Consider the following 504-nt stretch of genomic DNA (forward strand, 5'->3'; position numbering starts at 1 on the left):
AGTTCGAATCTCCCCGACTCCACTTTTTGGACGACAATCCATATCATAAACCCTGTAATCGTTTGATTTACAGGGTTTTTTATTTTTTATCACTTCATATAATAGCAAATGATATGACACTAAACGATACCTATATGGATACCCCCTAAATTCTCCAAAAAGAGGTCTCGCTTGAATTATAAAAAACTAATTTTCAAATAATTACAAATGTTAAAGCGTTTTTATTTTTTATAGCTTTTGAATAGTTTTAATCAGTAAACCAGATTAAAATTTTCAATTATGAGAACGGATTATCATGTACATTTTTATATTAGAAAGACAAAAATTAATAAAATTGGCTTAGTTCCTATTTATCTCCGACTTGTGGTTAAAAAAAGAAGAACTGAGTATAGCATTTCAAGAAGCGTTGATCCTAAGTTATGGAATACGAAGATTGAAAGAGTAATGGGTAACAATCGTGAAGCTCAAGAAATCAACAATCATATTGCAAATCTTCGACATAAA

Annotated in this window: 1 protein-coding gene; it reads left to right on the forward strand. The window is 29.6% G+C overall.

Annotation, left to right across the window (positions count from 1 at the left end; all coding sequences use genetic code 11):
* Positions 1-279: 279 nt before the first annotated feature.
* On the forward strand, positions 280-504 hold a 225-nt coding region (locus tag JM658_RS17030; protein ID WP_236961105.1), incomplete at its 3' end, for an Arm DNA-binding domain-containing protein.

The organism is Joostella atrarenae, from assembly GCF_021764745.1.
GTDB classification, from domain to species: Bacteria; Bacteroidota; Bacteroidia; order Flavobacteriales; family Flavobacteriaceae; genus Galbibacter; species Galbibacter atrarenae.